The organism is Anoxybacillus sp. CHMUD (assembly GCF_013096965.1).
Taxonomy (GTDB): Bacteria; Bacillota; Bacilli; order Bacillales; family Anoxybacillaceae; genus Anoxybacillus; species Anoxybacillus kestanbolensis_A.
The window spans coordinates 24277-39584 of the sequence record NZ_SDLG01000007.1 but is presented as its reverse complement, the minus strand read 5'-3'; the positions used below and the strand labels follow the sequence as shown (position 1 = coordinate 39584).

Genomic DNA, 15308 nt, shown 5'->3' with positions numbered 1-15308 from the left:
TTATGCATATTGCTTTCGTTTCGAAGCTGGTGGAATACAAAGCTGTTCACGATATTTCGCGACCGTCCGCCGCGCTACACAAATATTGTATCGTTGCTCGAGTAAATCAGCAATGTTTTGGTCGGAAAGAGGTTTTTGCCCATTTTCTTGCTTAATTAATTCCGCAATTAAACCTTTTACTTTTTCTTGCGATGCGTGTTCATCAACACCGCTTGTAAAAAAGCGGCGCATGTCAATTAAACCATGAGGCGTTTGCATATATTTATTTTTCACCGCGCGACTGACGGTCGATTCATGAATGTTTAATGCTGTTGCCACTTCGCGCATCGTAAGTGGCTTCATATGGAGCAAACCTTTTTCAAAATAATCACGTTGTCGATGAATTAACTCACAGGCAATTTGCTCAATCGTTGTTGCTCGCTGCATTAAACAACGTTGGATCCATTGAAACTGTTGACGTTTTTCCTCGATATATTTTTGAACGTGCGGATCATCCGATCGTACTTTCCGTTCATACGATTCATTCCATACAACAGTTGGAATAATTTCTTCATTTATCGTTACATTCCACACCCCATCACTATATGACACGATGACATCAGGGACAATGTACGTCATTTGTTCATCGTTATACAAACTTCCTGGGCGTGGATGGAGCGTACGAATAAGTTCCCACACCCGCTGTAAGTCCGCTAACTCTACACCTAGTTTCGATTTTATTTCTTTCCATTTTTTATGGACAAACGATTCGAAATACTCCGTCACAATCGTCTCTGCTAGCTCATCCCTTTGTGGAAGACGGATGAGTTGTAAATATAAACAATGCGACAAATTTTCCGCTCCTACCCCAGCAGGATCAAGTGACCGTAACATATGAAGTGCTCGCGATATAGTCGTTTCTTCTAACTGAAGATGGCAAGCCGCCTCGGCAATTGTTGTATGCAAATAACCATATTCATCAAGTGACGCAATTAAATAATCAAGTGCTTTTCTTTCCTCGTCCGATACACGCATACCAACGAGTTGGCCATGTAAATGTGAAGCAAGCGAACAATTAAAAGCGCTTACATTTTCAATATAATGCTTCTGATCTGTTCGTTCTCGTCGCTTATTAGCCGTTCGTTTTCGTTCATGCAACTCAACAAATGGATTTTCAAGCGCTTGTTCATGTAAAAGCGATTGTAGTTCGATCGTTGAATATTGCAACAATTCAATCGCCTGTACAAGCTCTTTTGTCAACGCAACTTTTAGCTCTTGCCTTTGCGTTAATTGCATCTCCATTCATGCCATCTCCCTTCATCCTCATTTTATCATCTCTCTAACGGAGAGACGATAAAAACATATTGGATGTTTTTTCTACTATGCATATGCATCGAAGGCATGTTATCATTCTTATAGAACAAGCGAGCAAGCCTCGCAAAATTCATCTATTCGTCCGGTGCGGCACACCGGACTTTATTTTTTTATACAAAAACCCCCGCTTGCATAGCAAGCAGGGGTTAATTAACGCCCTCGGCAGGATTCGAACCCACGCTAAGAGAACCGGAATCTCTCGTGCTATCCACTACACTACGAGGGCATAGTGATAAATGCACTTACCATTATAGTGAAGAAGAAAAAAAAATGCAATAGCGGTGACGTTTAAAATTTAAAAAAGCGGAAACGATGAAAGAAGGGATGCAGAAGAAAAAAAGCGAATACATATGAATGAAAGGTATTTCATTTGACCTTTATTGACCTTTCCTGTATGATAAAAGTACATAAAAAATGAATTATCGGAGGAGGAAGAGTATGAACTTAATTCCTACAGTTATTGAACAAACGAGCCGTGGAGAACGTGCATATGACATTTACTCTCGCTTATTAAAAGACCGCATCATCATTTTAGGAAGCCCAATCGATGATCATGTCGCAAACTCAATCGTTTCTCAGCTTTTATTTTTAGCCGCTGAAGACCCTGAAAAAGATATTTCTCTCTACATTAACAGCCCTGGTGGGTCGATTACAGCAGGCATGGCGATTTACGATACGATGCAATTTATTAAACCAGATGTATCGACGATTTGTATCGGTATGGCAGCTTCTATGGGGGCGTTTTTGCTGGCAGCAGGTGCCAAAGGAAAACGTTTTGCATTGCCAAATAGCGAGATCATGATTCATCAACCGCTCGGTGGCGTACAAGGCCAAGCAACAGAAATCGAAATTGCAGCCAAACGCATTTTATTCTTGCGTGACAAATTAAACCGCATCTTATCCGAAAATACAGGACAACCAATCGAAGTCATTGAGCGCGACACCGATCGCGACAACTTTATGACAGCTGAAAAAGCGAAAGAATACGGTTTAATTGACCGCGTATTAACACGCGTCGATGAAAAATAAAAACAAGGCGGCCTTCCCGCCTTGTTTTTATGCTTCTTTTTGTACATACTCAACAAGTTTGTTTAACGCTTCTTGTTCATCTGATCCATTCGCATAAATGGTGATAACTGCCCCTGTATGAATCGCTAAACTCATTAAACCCATAATGCTTTTTGCATTTACTTTTTTTCCATCTTTTTCGATGTAAATATCGGCTGAAAAACGGTTTGCTTCTTGAACAAATAACGCTGCTGGACGCGCTTGCAACCCTGTTTTCAACCGTACTTCCACTTGCTTTTCTACCATTTTGCATTCCTCCCATAGTTCATAAAGATTTATGAAAATCGATCGGCTGACCTGCACGAAGTCGTTCAGCAATTTCATCTAATTTACGCAGGCGATGATTAATACCCGATTTGCTAATTTTCCCACCAGAAACCATTTCTCCAAGCTCTTTAAGCGTCACATCTTGGTATTCAATGCGCAATTTTGCGATCTCACGAAGCTTTTCTGGGAGCTGATCAAGCCCGATTGTCTCGTCAATATAACGAATGTTTTCCACCTGTCGCAACGCTGCGCCAATCGTTTTATTTAAGTTCGCTGTTTCACAGTTAACAAGACGATTGACAGAATTACGCATATCGCGCACGATGCGCACATCTTCAAAACGCAATAGCGCTTGATGTGCTCCGATAATGCTTAAAAACTCTGCAATTTTCTCCGCTTCTTTTAAATACGTAATAAACCCTTTTTTTCTTTCTAACGTGCGCGCATGTAAATGAAAATTCGTGTTCATCAGTTCACAAAGCGATTCGTTATGTTCACGATATAATGAAAAAATTTCTAAATGATAAGACGATGTTTCTGGGTTATTAACAGATCCACCCGCTAAAAACGCTCCACGCAAATACGAACGTTTACAACATTTTTTTTGCACGAGTTCTGGCGAAATGACGTGAACAAACGAAAATCCTTCTTCCATAATTTTTAAATCTGATAATAGTTCGTGCGTTCCTTCCACCACCCGTACGATATATACGTTATTTTTCTTTAAACGCATCTTTTTGCGTACAAGCAACTCAACTACTACATCATACCCTTTTTTTAATAACGTATAAATGCGCCGTGCGATTGCGGCATTTTCTGTTTGAATGTTTAGCAACAAACGGCGGTTAGAAAATGAAATGGAACCGTTCATTCGAATTAAAGCAGACAACTCTGCTTTTAAACAACAAGGTTTCACGTCAATACCCGTTAATTCTTTCTTTGTTTCTGATGCAAATGACAACGATCCCACCTCCTATAAATATACGTCGTGCGAAGGAGGTGCTAGAAGCGAAACGAGCAACGCCGCTATTTTTTTCGTATCGTGACGCACCGTTCCATCTCGCTCATCAATAATCGCATCACAAATGACTTGTAAACCGAGCTTCTCTAATTCTTCCATATCACAACTGACAGGTGCAGCCAGTTCTTTCGCATATCGCTCTTTCGTTTCTGGCAAAATGGGCGCATTATTGACAATGATAGCATCTAAAAATGCACAAGCCATATGATCATACAGCGCTTTTACATGATCGCTCGCCGTATAGTTTAACGTTTCTCCTGCTTGAGTCATGACGTTGCATATATATACTTTTTTCGCCTTTGATTGACATACCTCTTCGCCAATTTTAGGAACGAGTAAATTCGGTAAAATGCTCGTATATAAACTCCCGGGTCCAATCACAATTAAATCTGCCGTTTGTAATTCTGTAATCGTTTCTTCGAGCGGCTCAATATTTGATGGAGTTAAAAATACACGTTTAATTTTTTTTCCGGAATACGGAATTTTTGACTCACCCGATACGATCGTCCCGTCTTCCATTTCTGCATGCAAAACAACACTTTCATTTGCGGCTGGCAACACTTTTCCACGCACATTTAACACTTTTCCCATTTCACGAACCGCATGCACGAAATCGCCAGTGATGGCCGTCATCGCCGCTAAAATTAAATTGCCAAGCGAATGACCGGATAACCCGTTCCCGTTTTCAAATCGATGTTGAAACAATTCGATAATGAGTGGCTCTACATCAGAAAGAGCTGCAAGTACGTTACGAATATCTCCGGGCGGAGGCATATCCAGTTCATCACGTAATCTCCCCGAGCTTCCGCCATCATCTGCAACGGTGACGATCGCTGTCAAATCGACATCATATTGTTTGAGCCCCCGAAGCAAAACAGGAAGCCCTGTGCCCCCGCCAATGACAACAATTTTTTTCATCGGTGCGTATCCTTTCTTTTTGCAATATCTCGATGTGATACATGCGTTGTATATTCGTCAGCAAAATAACGTGCGATATACTCCGCTAACGTTACAGAACGATGCTGTCCACCTGTACATCCAATGGCAATGACGACTTGACTTTTTCCTTCTCGCTTATAATGTGGAAGCATAAACGAAAGTAAATCCGTTACTTTTTCAATAAATTTTTGCGTCTCCGTCCATTTCAAAACGTAAGATGATACTTCCTCATCTAGTCCTGTTTTCGGACGCATATGCTCGATATAATGCGGATTCGGTAAAAAACGAACATCAAAGACGAGATCCGCATCAATCGGCAACCCATATTTAAAGCCAAATGAAACAACATTGACAGAAAACGTTGTCGTAGCTGGTGTCGCAAATGTTTGAACAATTTTTTCGCGCAGTTCGCGCGGTTTTAAGTTGGATGTGTCGATAATCATTTGCGCGCGCCCTTTCAATTCCTCGAGCAACTGGCGCTCCAACTTAATTCCTTCAAGTGGCAATCCGCTTGGAGCAAGCGGATGAGAACGCCGCGTTTCTTTATAACGGCTAACAAGTGTCGTATCGTTCGCATCTAAAAATAAAATTTGTGGCGTCACCCACGATGTTTCTGCCAAATCATCGAGCGCTGCAAAAAGACGATCGAAAAAATCACGACTCCGCAAATCCATGACGAGAGCAATTTTATTCATTTTATTTCCTGACTCTCGAATTAATTCAAGAAACTTTGGTAACAACGTCGGTGGCAAATTATCGACACAAAAATAGCCTAAATCCTCAAAACTTTGGATCGCTACCGTTTTTCCTGCTCCCGACATCCCTGTAATAATCACCATATGAACATGTGCTGAGCCTGTGCTCATCGCCCTCTCCCCTTTCTTTAACTCGGATCAAGCCGGTAAGACAACAACTCAAATTCCTCTGTATACGTGAATGTGCCGTACATAATGCCCGTGCCTTTCACGACATAGTCAATAATATGGTAATCGCCTGGCGCCATCGGCAACGTCGATATATGTTCAATTGGATGCCAAGCGAGTTCTCCTTCCTCACATTGTAATACGTTTTCCCCTTCAAAATGTTCCGCAAAAAACGTAAACATCATCCATTCAGAAACGACTTCTTCTCCTCGCTTCATGACAAACGTAAATACCCCTTTTAATTTTGGGTTTTTCAAATAAATACCTGTTTCTTCACGATACTCTCGCACACAAGCTTCCCGTACTGATTCTCCTTGTTCCATTTTCCCCCCCGGCGCTACCCACCAACCGCGCCGAGGTTTCTTTAACAAAAGAACGTGTCCGTCTTTCACTAATACACAGTTCGTCACTCGTTGCAACGTCCGTTCACCTCAATACTGACTATGTTTTTTTTCATTATACTATTTCTTACAAACGGTCACAAAGTATAATTTTTGAAACGTTTTCATAACCGTAACAAAAAGAAAGCACGGGACGAAAGCCCGTGCCAACAAGTATATATAAAAAGGGGGTCAATTACTTACTTTTATCATACTCTTTTATTGTTTCAAGCGTGTTACAGTTCAATTAAAGCCACATTACGTTTTCATTACTGAATGTTAAGCTTTTCCTTTAATTCTTCTACGTAATGTTGAGCGCTTTGTGCCGCAATACTTCCGTCACCTGTTGCGGTAACAATTTGACGAAGCGACTTTTCACGCACATCCCCTGCTGCAAAAATGCCAGGCACTTTCGTTTCCATTAATTCGTTCGTTTCAATATAGCCGTTTTCGTTCGTAATGCCAAGTGAAGCAAACGGCTTTGTTAGCGGCACCATACCGATGTAAATAAACACGCCATCACACGGGAACTCACGCTCTTCCCCTGTTTGTGTATGAACGAGCGTCACGCTGCCGACACGACCATCTTTTTCGTTAATTTGCTTGACTGTATGATTCCAAATAAAATCAACCTTCTCATTCGCAAACGCTCGTTGCTGTAAAATTTTTTGCGCACGCAACTGGTCGCGACGGTGAACGATCGTCACTTTACTTGCAAAACGTGTTAAATACACACCTTCTTCAACGGCTGAATCCCCTCCACCGACAACGACAAGCTCTTTGCCTTTAAAAAACGCTCCGTCACATACCGCACAATACGAAACGCCGCGTCCCCCCAATTCTTTTTCACCAGGAACGCCAAGCTTTTTATACTCTGCACCTGTCGCAATAATAACGGCACGAGCTTTGTATTGTTGATTGCTTGTGACAACCGTCTTATACGCTTCGCCGTCAATCACTTCTTTTACATCACCGTACGCATATTCAGCACCAAATTTTTTCGCATGTTCAAACATCTTCGTCGCGAGCTCTGGCCCAAGAATATGTTCATACCCTGGATAGTTCTCTACTTCCTCTGTATTTGCCATTTGACCGCCAGGAACCCCGCGTTCAAGCATAAGCGTCGATAAGTTCGCTCGCGATGTGTACACCGCTGCCGTCATCCCTGCTGGACCTGCGCCAATAATAATGACGTCATAAATATTTTCTTGTGACACGTTTCTTCCACCCTTTCTTTATGCATGACTCTCCATTTTATCATTTCCATATTTCTATCGTAATACAACAAAACAAAAGGGTCTATTAACTTGCTCATCCGTGCCACTGCTGTTTCATAACTTTCACATACTTTCCGATCGTTGCTACTGACACCCCATAACGTTCTGCAAGCATTCGCTGTGTCACACGCTCACCACGACGTTTACGAAACATATATTCAAACGCCGCTGCCCATCCTTCGTGATTAGAAAACGAATCGATTTCCTTTATTGCCTCGATAAAAAAAGAAAACCAAGCAATATATAAAGGCTCGTATTCAAACCCGTTATGTTGAATAAGCAACGTCACGATGCGATGCGCATCGACAACATGCGCGGATGGTTCATGTTCATATCCGTATACGTAGTCGCTCCATTCCTGCAAAAACGGATGAGACCATGATTGTTTTGGAAACGGATAATCGCTTGCTATAAACGATTTGCCTATTAAATATAACGCATACAATGAAGAAGCAATATCTTGTTTTGCAAATAATGACTGAATGTGTTCAATCGTCTGTTCACGATAACGCCACGGCTCGCTTCCTTTTTTATCTGGGTGAAGCGCAATGAACTTTTTCCACATCGACTCCGCTAGCATGCGATATCCCATATGATATGCAGCATATGCGTACCAATAATAAAACGGTGCATCCCCTTCAAAACCGCGGCGTTGTAACTGTCGCAACCATTGAAACGCTAAATCATAGCGTCCGACAATTGCAAACGTCACCCCAAGCTTATAGCGATGCTCAAATGAAATCGGATGTACGCGTTGTAACGACTGAATAAGTGAAAATAGTCGCTCTTGTTCTTGTAAATAATACGAAAACACCGCATCATTGCAAAGAGCATGTAAATTACCTGGATTTTGCTTTAAAATGTATTCGATCGTTTGTTTCGCTTTCCCGACATTCCCTTGATAAAAATAAGCGAGCGCTAAATTGTTGTAAGCCGCCCAATGTTCTGGATGCTCTTTAATCATTTCTTCAAACAAAACAATCGCTTCTTGAAACTCGCCTTTTTCAAGCAGCGTACGAGCCTGTTCTTGCTTCATTAACATATCATCATAATTCAGCCACTCGTCATCTTGTTCAATCGTTAAAATATCTAATAAATCGAGCGTATACTCCGCAAACTCTCCATCCGGTTCGCGTTCCATATACTGCTCCGCATATTTCGTCGCCTCACCAAACAACCCTAAATGAGCATAGTTGTTCGCTAAAAAGTAAAAACATTCCGCTAAATCGTCGTCTTGTTCAATAATGCGTAATAACCATTCGTTCGATTGCGCATATTCCCCCAATTCTGACAATACAATCGCCAATTGGCACGCAAATGTGCTTTGTTCTGGCTCCAGTTGCACCGCCCGTTGCAAATACGCTTTCGCTTTACGTAAATCGCGACGACGATAATATGTGACACCTTTATTAAAAAAGTACGTACCGTCTTGAATAAACGGAATGACTTTCCCGACACGTTTTTGCAAATGTTTTTTCATCGAACCCTCCATGTTGATTTCTTTCACCGAAAGAAAGTATACCACATTTTCGCTTCAGAACAACATGGATGGAGAAAAAAGCGTTACCGATGACGCTCCGCTAATACGGAAAGCACATCATCGAGCGACACACGCTGTTCACGCAACAAAACGAGTAAATGATATAATAAATCTGCCGCTTCCCATCGTAGTTCTTCTTTTGAGCGGTTTTTAGCTGCAATAATGACTTCTGCCGCTTCCTCCCCAACTTTTTTTGCGATCTTATCAATTCCCTTTTCAAATAAATACGTTGTATACGACCCTTCAGGACGTTTTGCCTCACGTTCTGCAATCAGCGACTCTAACACGCTTAAAATCGCGAAACGATTCGGCGTAGCAACTGGCTTTTCATCGTTTAACCGATGATGAAAACAAGAGTATTCCCCTGTGTGGCATGCCGATCCTTTCGGCTCAACGAGTATAAGAAGGGCATCCGCATCACAGTCATAACGAATATCAACAACTTTTTGTACGTTTCCGGACGTTTCTCCTTTATGCCATAACTGTTGCCGCGAGCGGCTATAAAACCATGTTTCTTTCGTTTCTAACGTCTTTTGCAACGATTGCTCGTTCATATACGCTAACGTCAACACTTCTTTACTGTGTGCATCTTGGACGATCGCCGGCACAAGTCCTTGTTCATTAAATTGAATATTCATCGGACGTTTACCCCCTGTTCACGCACGTACTGTTTCACTTGCTGGACGGACGTTTCTTTATAATGAAAAATCGAGGCGGCTAATGCGGCATCTGCTTGAGCGGTTTGAAACACATCAACAAAATGTTGGGCGCACCCAGCCCCTCCTGATGCAATAACAGGAACAGAAACAGCTTCACTTACTCGTTTCGTCAACGCCAAATCAAAACCGTCTTTTCCACCGTCACGATCCATGCTCGTTAATAAAATTTCTCCTGCTCCACGTTTGACAGCCTCTTTCGCCCATGCAACAACTTCCCAATTCGTTGGACGGCGACCGCCATGCGTATACACGCGCCACGATTGCATCGTTTCATCATATTTAGCATCAATCGCCACGACGATACATTGCGAACCAAAAAAATTCGCTCCCTCTGTAATCAACTCTGGGCGTAATAACGCAGCCGTATTAACCGACACTTTGTCCGCTCCCGCACGCAAAATCGTTTTCATATCTTCTAATGTGCTAATTCCGCCCCCGACCGTAAACGGAATGGCTAGCTGTGCAGCGACACGCTGAACGACGTGTACCATTGTTTTTCGTCCTTCATGTGACGCTGAAATATCTAAAAAAACAAGCTCGTCAGCTCCTTGTTCATCATATGCACGCGCGAGCTCAACCGGATCACCCGCATCGCGCAACGAAACAAATTGCACCCCCTTGACAACACGACCATCTTTCACGTCTAAACAAGGAATAATGCGTTTTGTAATCATTGTTCCACCGCCTTTAACGCTTCAGCAACAGTAAACTGCCCTGTATATAACGCTTTACCAACAATCGCTCCAGCCACTCCTTCATTTTCGAATTGCTTTAAGGCGTGTAAATCATCGAGCGAGCGAATGCCGCCAGAAGCAATAACACGTTTGTTCGTCGCCTGAGCTAGGCGAACAACCGCCTCAATATTTGGACCGGATAACATCCCGTCTGTCGCAATATCGGTAAAAATAAACGTTTCTGCTCCAGCGTCCGCAAGCTGTCTCCCGAGTTCAACCGCTTCGATCGTCGACGTATGTGTCCATCCTTCTGTCGCAACAAATCCGTTTTTTGCATCAATACCGATGACAATGCGTTCACCATACGCGCGAAGCATCGCTTTCACAAACGAAGGATTCGAAATCGCAGCACTTCCTAAAATGACGCGCGATACACCTTGTTCTAAGTAATATGCCACGTCTTCTTCTGTACGAATACCACCGCCAATTTGAACGTTCACCGCAAGCGTTTGTGCCACTTCGACGACGAATGCATCATTCACCCGTCTTCCTTCTTTCGCCCCGTCTAAATCGACCATATGAATCCATGTCGCCCCTTGTGAAACAAACGAACGCGCCATTTCGACTGGCGAATGTCCATATACCGTTTCTTTGTTATAGTCTCCTTGCACGAGACGAACACATTTTCCGTCACGCATGTCGATGGCTGGATAAATCGTAAACATTAGTTTCTCTCCCTTTCTACAAGCCTTGCATAATTTTGCAATAGACGCATGCCGAGTGCCCCACTTTTCTCCGGATGAAATTGTGTCCCGAATATCTTCCCGCGTCCAACGACCGCAGGAACTTCTACATCATATTGCGCACTTGCTAGCACAACGATTCGATCATCTGTTTGTACATAATACGAATGAACAAAATATACATGCCCTCGTTCAACGCCATCAAAAAGCGGAGACGATTGATGGAAAGCAAGCTCGTTCCATCCCATATGCGGCACTTTATATCGTTTTCCTTCTTTTGTCATGCCCGTAAAGCGAACGACACGACCTGGGAGCAACTTTAGCCCAGCCGTCAAACCGTTTTCTTCGCTTTCTTCAAACAACAACTGCATGCCTAAACAAATGCCAAGAAGCGGCTTTCCTGCTGCAACTTGTTCGTGGATAAAAGAGTCCAGCTTCGTTTCTGTTAACATGTGCATCGCATCTTTAAATGAACCAACACCAGGCAAAATGAAACCATCTGCTTGACTCAACTTGTTTTGATCGCTTTCAACGATATACGGCACGTTTAACCGTTCTAACGCTTTGCTGACGCTATATAAATTGCCCATACCATAATCAATAATGCCGATCATTTACAACATTCCCTTCGTTGACGGTACAGATTTGACGCGTGGATCGATCATTGTTGCCTCATCAAGTGCACGCGCAAGTGCTTTAAACACCGCCTCAATCATATGATGTGTATTGCGCCCATAATGAACGATGACATGCACATTCATTCGCGCTTCTAATGCTAATTTCCATAAAAATTCATGTACGAGCTCGACATCAAACGTCCCTACTTTTTGACTCGGAAACTCCCCACGAAACTCAAGATGCGGGCGATTGCTCACATCGATGACGACTTGCGCAAGCGCATCATCCATCGGAACGAACGCATTTCCGTATCGTCTAATTCCTTTTTTATCACCAAGTGCTTGGCGAATTGCTTGCCCTAAACAAATGCCGATATCTTCTGTCGTATGATGGTCGTCAATATGTGTATCCCCTTTGGCGTGAACGGACAAATTAAAATGCCCATGCTTGGTGAATAAATCAAGCATATGTGTTAAAAACGGCACACCCGTTTCTAACTCCGCTTTTCCTTCTCCGTCCACCGCAAACGTAAGCTCAATTTGTGTTTCACTTGTCGCTCGTTGAATGGTTGCTGTTCGCATTATTTTCCTCCCCTTTTTAACCGTTCCTCTACTGCTCGTGCATGTGCTTCAAGCCCTTCTAGTCGTGCAAACGCCGCAATTTTTGCCGCATGTTGTTGCCAAGCTTGCTCGCTATAAAAAATGATGCTTGATTTTTTCATAAATGCCTCAACTGTTAGCCCAGACGAAAAACGAGCGGTCCCATTTGTCGGCAACACATGATTCGTTCCTGCAAAATAATCTCCTACCGGTTCAGAACTGTACGGGCCTAAAAAGATCGCTCCTGCATGTCGAATGTCACCTAATATTTCAAACGGCTCTGCCGTCATCACTTCTAAATGTTCAGGCGCTAATTCGTTCACGACATCAATCGCCTGTTTCATCGTATCAGTTACGTAAATGGCGCCATATTCATTGATCGCTTTTTGGGCAATTTCTTTTCTTGGAAGGGTAACAAGCTGTTTTTCCACCTCTTCCTCTACTTTTAAAGCGAGTTGTAAAGACGGTGTCACCAATATACTTACCGCCCGCTCATCATGTTCTGCTTGCGATAATAAATCGGCGGCAATTTCGTTCGGTTTGGCTGTTTCATCAGCGAGCACGACAATTTCACTCGGTCCCGCAATCATATCAATATCGACTTGACCGAACACTTCCCTTTTGGCAAGTGCGACGTAAATGTTTCCAGGCCCAAAAATTTTATCGACCGGCTCGATCGTTTCCGTACCGTATGCTAATGCAGCGATCGCTTGAGCACCGCCTACTTTATATATTTCTTGCACACCGAGTTCACACGCCGTAACAAGCACCGCCGCTGGCAACGTGCCTCGTTCATTTGGTGGAGAAACGATGACGATGCGTTTCACTCCAGCCACTTGTGCAGGGATGACATTCATAAGCACCGAAGACGGATAAGCCGCTGTCCCCCCCGGCACATATAACCCGACTGCATCAAGCGGGGTAACTTTTTGTCCGAGAATCGTTCCGTCGTCACGCGTCATAAACCATGATGTCTCACGTTGACGTTCGTGATATTCGCGAATGTTTTGTGCCGCCTCGCGAATAATTTGAACGATGTTTTCATCCACAAGCCAATACGCCTCTTCAATTTCTTCTTGTGTAACAGCAAGCGTATGAGGTGAAATGCCGCCAAACATTTCCGTATACTTTTTTAACGCCGCATCCCCATTGTTGCGTACGTCATCAATGATTCGCTTTACCGCTTGTCGTTGCTCTTCCGTCCCATTTTCAATCGTCCGTCGAAGCGATACAACTCCTTGTACACGTTCAATTTTCATCATTTTCCCCCACTTTCTCGATCGCGTACGTTAAACGATCAACCATTCGTTCAATCGCCCGATCTTGCATGCGATAACTCACTGGATTGACAATAAAACGCGATGTCACATCAACAATTCGTTCGAGCTCAACAAGCCCATTTTCTTTTAACGTTCGCCCTGTCGAAACAATGTCGACAATTCGTTCCGCTAAACCGATAAGCGGTGCTAATTCAACAGACCCATTTAGTTTAATAATTTCTACTTGCTCCCCTTGTTCGCGAAAATAGGTCGATGCAATATTTGGATATTTTGTCGCCACCCTTGGCGCAATCGGATGAACGTGCGTATTCGGAAGTCCTGCCACCGCCAAATAGCAAGGGCTAATGCGCAAATCTAACATTTCATACACATCGCGTTCTTCTTCAAGGAGCACATCTTTACCGGCAATGCCAACATCAGCAACTCCATGTTCAACATATGTGACAACATCCATCGGCTTCGCCAAAATAAAACGCAGTTGCTCACTTGGCACGTCAATCATTAGTTTTCGAGAATGTTCCAAATCATCGGGAATGTCATAACCTGCTTGTTTTAACAAAGCAAGCGCCTCTGAAAAAATACGACCTTTTGGCATCGCAACCGTCAGCATGATTGTTCATCCTTTCCGCGTTTCCCTAATACGTACTCTACATCGTCAAATGATGCAGTAAATTGATCCATATCTCCTACACCAGCAACGTGTTGCAATACAACTTTTTCCCCTTTTTTTCTCATTTCCGCAGCTTTCGCATACGCCTCCGCAAAACGTTCTTGACTAAAAATAATGCACGTCGTCTTTTCTCTACGGTGTTGCTCACCAATCGCCTCCATTAAACGATCTAAACGGACGCTAAACCCTGTCGCAGGCGATGGACGATGGAATTTTCCTAACAATTCATCATATCGACCGCCATTTCCGAGTAAAAACCCAATGTTTTTTGCGTACACTTCAAAAAGAACGCCAGTATAGTAACTCATATGGCTCACTAAGCTCATGTCTAATTTCACCATGTCGGTGACGCCATATTGTTTTACATGCATCCATAATTGCTCTAGTTCCTCGACTGCCCGTCGCTCCTCCTCTGTTGTTGCGAATGCTTTTGCTTCCGCAACGACTTCCTCTCCTCCTCTTAGCGTTAAGAGTCGTAAAAGGCGATCACGATCAATCGAGGAAAGCGGCAACGATTTGACGTGTTCGCGATAACCAACATAATTTTTTTCATATAAAAAGCGACGCAACGTTTCTACTCGTTGTTCGTGGCGCAAAATATCAAAAAACAACGCATCCACATAACCAATATGTCCGATTGTCACCGTAAAGTCGCGCAATCCTGCTCGCTTTAAAGCAAAAATCATTAAACTGATCACTTCTGCATCAGCATACATCGTACCATCACCAATATATTCCACTCCCACTTGCTCAAACTCTGCCGGTCTCCCGCCTTCACGCTGCTGAGCACGAAACACATTTGCTGCATACGCTAAACGAAGCGGACACCCTTCTTTATATAATTTCGATGCCGCTAAACGCGCAATGGGCGCGGTCATATCTGGGCGCAACACGAGCGTATGTCCTTCCCGATCAAGCAATTTAAATAATTGCTGATCTAAAATGGCAGAAGCAGCTCCAACCGTTTCGTCATATTCTAACGTCGGCGTTTCAATAAACGAATACCCCCACATTTCCATTTCTGCCATCATCGCTTCCCGCAACGCTCGTTTTGTTTTGTATACATCTGGCAACGTATCTCGCATGCCAAGCGGTTTCTCAAACATAAATACTCTCATTTTTGTCCCGTCCTTCTTTTACTTTAGTTCGCTAATATATTAGCAAAGTAAAGTTTGTTATTTGTAGTTTACTCCCCATTTTTCATTTCGTCAACTACAAACTCATTCGATTTTTTTCG

17 protein-coding genes and 1 tRNA gene are annotated in these 15308 nt (G+C 43.1%); 1 reads left to right on the top strand and 17 read right to left on the bottom strand.

Annotated elements, in window-relative coordinates; translation table 11 throughout:
* Both rpoN and ETB99_RS06540 read right to left on the bottom strand, forming a co-directional pair.
* Positions 1-1281: an RNA polymerase factor sigma-54 gene (rpoN, locus tag ETB99_RS06545; RefSeq protein WP_171700245.1), complete on the bottom strand. Its 1281-nt coding sequence runs from the start codon at positions 1279-1281 to the stop codon at positions 1-3.
* Positions 1282-1507: 226 nt separating this feature from the next.
* Positions 1508-1579, bottom strand: a tRNA-Arg gene (locus ETB99_RS06540).
* Positions 1580-1767: 188 nt separating this feature from the next.
* Between ETB99_RS06540 and clpP the strand changes: the two genes are divergently transcribed.
* Positions 1768-2382, top strand: coding sequence for an ATP-dependent Clp endopeptidase proteolytic subunit ClpP (gene clpP / locus ETB99_RS06535; protein WP_304413198.1), 615 nt, complete (start codon positions 1768-1770; stop codon positions 2380-2382).
* Between the two features lie 27 nt (positions 2383-2409).
* On the opposite strand, the gene ETB99_RS06530 is transcribed toward clpP, so the two are convergent.
* From ETB99_RS06530 to ETB99_RS06460, 15 genes are all read right to left on the bottom strand, one after another.
* Positions 2410-2667 carry an HPr family phosphocarrier protein gene (locus tag ETB99_RS06530; protein WP_006320199.1) on the bottom strand — a complete coding sequence of 86 codons (258 nt, stop codon included), beginning with the start codon at positions 2665-2667 and terminating at the stop codon, positions 2410-2412.
* A 19-nt stretch (positions 2668-2686) separates the two neighbouring features.
* Positions 2687-3649, bottom strand: a complete 963-nt coding sequence (whiA, locus tag ETB99_RS06525) for a DNA-binding protein WhiA (RefSeq protein WP_035019916.1) — start codon at positions 3647-3649, stop codon at positions 2687-2689.
* 12 nt (positions 3650-3661) lie between these two features.
* Positions 3662-4627, bottom strand: a complete 966-nt coding sequence (locus tag ETB99_RS06520; RefSeq protein WP_077429736.1) for a gluconeogenesis factor YvcK family protein — start codon at positions 4625-4627, stop codon at positions 3662-3664.
* On the bottom strand, positions 4624-5514 hold the full coding sequence (gene rapZ / locus ETB99_RS06515; RefSeq protein WP_035019915.1) for an RNase adapter RapZ: 891 nt from the start codon (positions 5512-5514) through the stop codon (positions 4624-4626). The genes ETB99_RS06520 and rapZ overlap by 4 nt, the downstream gene beginning before the upstream one ends.
* Before the next feature lie 17 nt (positions 5515-5531).
* On the bottom strand, positions 5532-5990 hold the full coding sequence (locus ETB99_RS06510) for an NUDIX hydrolase (protein WP_171700244.1): 459 nt from the start codon (positions 5988-5990) through the stop codon (positions 5532-5534).
* Between the two features lie 230 nt (positions 5991-6220).
* Positions 6221-7168, bottom strand: a complete 948-nt coding sequence (gene trxB / locus ETB99_RS06505) for a thioredoxin-disulfide reductase (protein ID WP_006320194.1) — start codon at positions 7166-7168, stop codon at positions 6221-6223.
* Positions 7169-7262: 94 nt separating this feature from the next.
* Positions 7263-8708, bottom strand: a complete 1446-nt coding sequence (locus tag ETB99_RS06500) for a tetratricopeptide repeat protein (RefSeq protein WP_171700243.1) — start codon at positions 8706-8708, stop codon at positions 7263-7265.
* 83 nt (positions 8709-8791) lie between these two features.
* A complete protein-coding gene (gene hisIE / locus ETB99_RS06495) occupies positions 8792-9406 on the bottom strand; it encodes a bifunctional phosphoribosyl-AMP cyclohydrolase/phosphoribosyl-ATP diphosphatase HisIE (RefSeq protein ID WP_171700242.1) in 615 nt (204 codons plus the stop codon).
* Positions 9403-10161, bottom strand: a complete 759-nt coding sequence (gene hisF / locus ETB99_RS06490) for an imidazole glycerol phosphate synthase subunit HisF (protein ID WP_006320176.1) — start codon at positions 10159-10161, stop codon at positions 9403-9405. Before hisF ends, hisIE begins: the two co-directional genes overlap by 4 nt.
* Positions 10158-10886: a 1-(5-phosphoribosyl)-5-[(5-phosphoribosylamino)methylideneamino]imidazole-4-carboxamide isomerase gene (hisA, locus tag ETB99_RS06485; protein ID WP_077429054.1), complete on the bottom strand. Its 729-nt coding sequence runs from the start codon at positions 10884-10886 to the stop codon at positions 10158-10160. The genes hisF and hisA overlap by 4 nt, the downstream gene beginning before the upstream one ends.
* Positions 10886-11518, bottom strand: coding sequence for an imidazole glycerol phosphate synthase subunit HisH (hisH, locus tag ETB99_RS06480; protein WP_128999728.1), 633 nt, complete (start codon positions 11516-11518; stop codon positions 10886-10888). The genes hisA and hisH overlap by 1 nt, the downstream gene beginning before the upstream one ends.
* Complete coding sequence (gene hisB / locus ETB99_RS06475; RefSeq protein ID WP_035019912.1) at positions 11519-12106, bottom strand: imidazoleglycerol-phosphate dehydratase HisB; 588 nt, start codon at positions 12104-12106, stop codon at positions 11519-11521.
* Positions 12103-13380, bottom strand: a complete 1278-nt coding sequence (hisD, locus tag ETB99_RS06470) for a histidinol dehydrogenase (RefSeq protein ID WP_171700241.1) — start codon at positions 13378-13380, stop codon at positions 12103-12105. The genes hisB and hisD overlap by 4 nt, the downstream gene beginning before the upstream one ends.
* A complete protein-coding gene (hisG, locus tag ETB99_RS06465; protein ID WP_012576030.1) occupies positions 13370-14011 on the bottom strand; it encodes an ATP phosphoribosyltransferase in 642 nt (213 codons plus the stop codon). Before hisG ends, hisD begins: the two co-directional genes overlap by 11 nt.
* On the bottom strand, positions 14005-15189 hold the full coding sequence (locus tag ETB99_RS06460) for an ATP phosphoribosyltransferase regulatory subunit (protein ID WP_077429051.1): 1185 nt from the start codon (positions 15187-15189) through the stop codon (positions 14005-14007). The genes hisG and ETB99_RS06460 overlap by 7 nt, the downstream gene beginning before the upstream one ends.
* Between the last annotated feature and the right edge of the window lie 119 nt (positions 15190-15308).